The following is a 5350-nucleotide window of genomic DNA, read 5'->3' on the forward strand; positions in this document are numbered from 1 at the left end:
AATCCTCCCATACCCATGCCCGGAAATCCTCCCATACCCATGCCCGGAAATCCTCCCATACCCATGCCTGGAAATCCTCCCATACCCATGCCTGGGAATCCTCCCATACCCATGCCTGGGAATCCTCCCATACCCATGCCCGAAAATCCTCCCTTACCCACGCCCATGCCCAGTAAGCCTTTGCCTATACCTAGTAAGCTACCCAAACCTATACGTTCAGAATCAAATAGCATGTTTTCACCAACTTTTTATAATTATTTCATAGTCTTTTACATGCTATGTTTTAAAAAAATAAAGGAGCTTATTCTCCTTTTAAATTAGGCAGACTAACTACCGTTAATGATAGGTTATGGTGATATACTAGCCATCAGTGGAGAATAAAGAAAATCCCCACCGATGAAAGCTTCACTTTATTTCTTCTTCCGACGGAATAAATCGATTGTTTTGTACCCTTGTGAAAGGATATCCACCATTTGTTGTTGGCGTTTATCGCGCGTTTGTTGTTGCTTTGCTGAGAAAATGTGACGTGCCCAGTCTTTTTGATATCCAGGAGTTAAGCTTTGGTAAAACTTCAGTTCGTTTGGATGATCGGCTAATAATGCTTCAACATCTTTCACATTGTTCTCATAATCTGCAACGCACTGGCTGGCAGCTGCTGTTTTCTTCGCTTTCTTTTTTTCACGTTTTAAACCGACAACAGTGAAAACATCATCCATACTTACCATACGGGCGAACTTAATATCGCTATTCCCTACATATCCATCTTCTCCAACGTTCATTGCTGGGAACATTTCATCTCTGTGAATATATGTTTCATAGCGCTTATTCCCCTTTTTCGGGTATGCGAAAAATATATAGCCTTTTTCAAGTAATAGTTGTTCATCGTTAAGAATCGTTTGTGTGTGCATAACCATTTCATCAAGTGTTTCTACAAAAATGAAAATAGCATCATGCTCTTTTGAAAGAGTCGTTTTTTGTTCAGTAAAGATACTATAGTCACTTGGTTGATTGATTACGGCCATGTTTTGGAATTTCGTTAGTTTTAATTTATCAATAATTGTCATAATAGGCTCCTTCATTTTTTGTTTCTTACAATTTATGTTCTATTCAATAATTGCAATTGATTATTCAGCAACTATTTTCATTCATAAAGTGTACCTTATTGATGGAAATATGTCAGTTAAAATGGTCACTTATACTTTTTTAAATAAAAAGGCAGACCTTACAACAGTCTGCCTTTCATCTATTTTAAAAATGTAGTTTTACTATACTTTTTTCTTTTTCCCTACAAAAACAGAACATAGAATTAAAATAATTAAAACACTTAAACAAAGAAAAATACTCGCTCTATTTTGATCGCTAAATGTAAATGCCACGCAGCAAATACTTAATGTGATTGCTGTAAACAAGGTTGCATATGGAAATCCCCATACTTTAAAGTGTGGCAACTTTGTATATGTTTTGCGGAGCTTCAGTTGTGATAAACATATGCTGATCCAAACTAACGATACTGTAAATCCTGGAATTGCCATTAAATACCCAAAAACGCGGTCAGGTGAAAAGTATGCTACGAATGTCCCGCTAACAAGAACGATAGAGCTCAAGATAACGCTATATACAGGAACACCGTTCTTCGCAACAAATGAAAATTGTTTCGGTGCTTCTCCTTCTGTTGCTAAGGAATGCAGCATACGTGTGCAGCCATAAATACCAGAGTTTGCCGCCGACAATACTGCTGTGATTAGGACAAAGTTCATAATATGAGCTGATCCTTTAAATCCAACTGCCGATAACACTTGTACAAACGGGCTTGCTTGGTTGCCAATTTCATTCCATGGAATTAATCCGCAAATGATAAGGATTGGAAGTGTATAGAATAATACAATTCTCCAAAATACGCCTTTAATCACTTTAGGCAATACTTTCTCTGTATCCTTCATTTCTGTTAAAGTCAATCCGATAAGTTCAGAACCACCGTAAGAAAAAATTACGATTAACAATGCCGAAAATACTCCTGACCAGCCGTGTGGGAAGAATCCTTGGTGCTGTACATAGTTTTGCATATAGTGTGTTTCATTGCTTGGGATTACTCCGAATAAAATAGCGCCGCCTAAAATAAGGAATAGGACAATCATCGTAATTTTAATTCCAGCAAACCAAAATTCGAACTCTCCGTAATGCTTTACATTCATAAAATTAATAGCCACAATGAAAATTGCACTCATAAAGCTTAAAGACCATAATGACATAGAAGGAAACCAATATTGCAGGAAGCTTCCTGCAGCGATTACTTCAATGACGCATACAACTAACAACATGAAACAGTACATCCATCCAATCACAAACGACACGTTTTGCCCAAGTGCTTTACGAATAAACCCTTTCATATTCATCCCAGGATAAGCGATAGCCATCTCCGCAATTGCACTCATTACGACAAGAAGTAATAATCCCGCAAACAGATAAGAAAATATAACTGCTGGCCCCGCTATTGATACTGTTTCAGAAGTCCCTTTGAATATCCCAGTGCCGATTGCTCCTCCGAGTGCCATCAAACGGACATGCCGCGGCAATAACCTTTTTTGTAATCCCATAATTTTCTCCTCTCATTTATATATAAAATTTCACAAAAGATTTTATCCCGCATTAACGAGCAGTAATACTCCCGCCTCAAAATTCAGCGGAAGCAAAGAAGTTAGGCGGGAGATAAACTGCTCTTAAAAGCCCGATTGGTTCAACTAATAATCAGTGGGGGATGAAGAAAACCCCCACTGATTAAAGTTTCACTTTATAAGATCAATTGTAGTTTTCCTTTTAATAAAAAAAACCGTCCCTGTCCTATACGACAGGGACGATTTACACCGCGGTACCACCCTAATTGCAAACTAACGTCTGCCTCTTCATTTTGTTAACGATCTATTGACCGCCCTTTCCTCTATAAAGGTCGCCCTTTATAGAAGAAAAAGATGCTCCAGGATTGAAATTCACACTTATTTATGTACTGATTCACACCTTCCATCAGCTCTCTGAAACAGGGAAATAAGTATTACTGTATTCCTTTCACTGCATTTCCAATATTATGTTTTTTATATAATAAAAAAGTCCCTACTGATTGTATCAGTAGGGACGAATATATCGCGGTACCACCCTAGTTGCAGACTGAGTCTGCCTCTCAACTTTGTTAACGATCTCATATTTGACCGTCTTTCCCTCATAAAGGTCGTCCTTTACTTCGAAAAAGATGCTCCAGGATTGAAATTCACACTTATCTTTGTACTGATTTGCACCTTCCATCAGCTCTCTAAAACAGTGAGATAAGCACTACTTATATTCCCTTCATTGCTCAATTTTATTTCAATTTATATGACGTAGCTACAGTCTTTAATAAGTATGTTTTGTATTATAGAGCTTGCATTAATATTCTGTCAATGTTTTTTAGCAATACTTATTTAGGTATGTTTTACTAAAAGACATACTACGCTCTCTTTATTATCGAAAGTTATACTTATATTTTCTTCAATATCTTCATGCATAAATAAAAATATATGTAGTTTTTGAAGCAAAATTTCTTTCCTCTTCAAGGGTCATAAATGCGGGTTTCTCTAATGAAATATAATAATATGAATCTACATCCTGTTCCTTACTTTGTATTTTAAGTTTAACAACGGCATCATTGCATTTACAAATCTCTAAAAAATACAATGTATTTGGTTCAATGATGAGCTTACCATCTATTTCTTCCAATACTCCATCTTCTAGAAGAGTTGTTCTCACTTCCTCACATTCTTGATCTATTTGTTCTAATGTATAGCCTTTGTATGGATTTTCAAATCCTTTAACTTCTTCCACCCCTATCATTCGAAATAGAAAAAAGACCTCTCTGCTATATAAATGTAATTCCACATTCATGAGATTAACTCTCCCTTCTATTTTTTCTAGCCTTTAATCAACTATAAGAGGAATGCACTTTCAACAAATTCTCTTTAAAAGCTTGTACGTATTTTCCCTCCATCTTCTATATGCTTCCGTAAATAATAATATCTATGGAGTTCCATAATGAAATGAAACAAAATAAACGAAAACATTGTGCATACACACATAAATATAATTGCCCCCATCTGTTGTGTTATGGAGCTAAGAATTATATTAGCAACTAACTGCCCAAATCCTACTGCAAAAGCTGCTACTTTTACACTACCAGTCTCTTTTTTCCATACATTTGATTTCTTTATTGGTTCCTGAAGTTTTTTAATATGATTTTTAGAATAATGATATAGAGCAAAAACATACAAACCAACTGAAAAAATAAAATAGATTGGAGTTTGTAATTGTAACACTTCATATGCAAATTTTTGAGTTATAACCAATGATCCGACTGAACATATGATGCCAAATACTCCACGAAATAGAGTGTATTGTAATTGTCGTTTCCGAGGATTGATAATAATCCATATCCCCCACAAATTTAAAAAAACAACTGGAGGAACTACTATATATATATATAGTAGTTGAAAAGGATTCGCAAAAGCGGGCAAAAGAATAAACATGTCTGCTATCCCAAGAACAAGGGTAATTACTTCGGCTCTTATATTATTTACAGGATAAACAGCCATATAACGTTCAAAGGCTTTCTTATTAAAATCTATACTTTTTTTCATGTTAATTAAACCACCCCGCTACTGTTGACCAAGTTTTTTTCGCACACCTTCCTGTTATTGATCTATTTACTCTAAGGTATAGCCTTTGTATGGATTTTCAAATCCTTTAACTTCTTCCATTCCTATCATTCGAAATAGAAAAAAGACCTCTATGCTATATAAATGTAATTCCAGTATTCATGAAATTAACTCTCCCTTCTATTTTTTCTATCCTTTAATCAACTATAAGCGGAATACGATTATATACTTAAAATTCAACAAATTCTCTTTAAAAGCCTATACGTACTTTCCCTCCATCTTCTATATGCTTCCGTAAATAATAATACTTATGGAGTTCTATAATCATATAAAAGAAAACAAACGAAACCACTGTGCATACACACATAAATACAATTGCTCCCATCTGTTGTGTTGCAATGCTAAGAATTATATTAGCAATTAACTGCCCCAATCCAGCTGCAATAGCTGCTACTTTTACACCACCAGTTCCTTTCGACGATTTTGATTTTTTTCTTGGTTCCTGAAGTTTTTCAATATGATTTTTATAAAAATGATACAAAGCAAAACCATACAAACCAAATGAAAAAATAAAATAGATTGGCGTTTGTAACTGTAACACTTCATATGCATATTTTTGAGTTATAACCAGTAATCCGACTGAACATATGATGCCAAATACTCCTCGAAATAGA

At 35.2% G+C, this 5350-nt stretch carries 4 protein-coding genes, 1 pseudogene and 2 other annotated features; all 5 genes and pseudogenes read right to left on the reverse strand.

All coding sequences use genetic code 11. The annotated features are described in order from the left end of the window. Positions 1-410 precede the first annotated feature (410 nt). On the reverse strand, positions 411-1064 hold the full coding sequence (locus BR72_RS19050; RefSeq protein ID WP_035435618.1) for a YdeI/OmpD-associated family protein: 654 nt from the start codon (positions 1062-1064) through the stop codon (positions 411-413). Positions 1065-1265: 201 nt separating this feature from the next. Continuing rightward, a complete protein-coding gene (locus tag BR72_RS19055; protein ID WP_035435620.1) occupies positions 1266-2594 on the reverse strand; it encodes an amino acid permease in 1329 nt (442 codons plus the stop codon). A 250-nt stretch (positions 2595-2844) separates the two neighbouring features. After that, positions 2845-3073, reverse strand: a binding site (T-box leader). Between the two features lie 46 nt (positions 3074-3119). Beyond that, positions 3120-3349, reverse strand: a binding site (T-box leader). A 176-nt stretch (positions 3350-3525) separates the two neighbouring features. Continuing rightward, the gene (locus BR72_RS19060; RefSeq protein WP_035435622.1) at positions 3526-3909 is read right to left on the reverse strand and encodes a hypothetical protein; all 384 of its coding nucleotides are present in this window, start codon (positions 3907-3909) and stop codon (positions 3526-3528) included. Positions 3910-3983: 74 nt separating this feature from the next. Then, complete coding sequence (locus tag BR72_RS19065; RefSeq protein WP_035435623.1) at positions 3984-4658, reverse strand: hypothetical protein; 675 nt, start codon at positions 4656-4658, stop codon at positions 3984-3986. A 268-nt stretch (positions 4659-4926) separates the two neighbouring features. Then, positions 4927-5350, reverse strand: a pseudogene (locus BR72_RS19070) (hypothetical protein); the annotation flags it as partial.

This window comes from Bacillus sp. UNC322MFChir4.1 (assembly GCF_000746135.1).
Taxonomy (GTDB): Bacteria; Bacillota; Bacilli; order Bacillales; family Bacillaceae_G; genus Bacillus_A.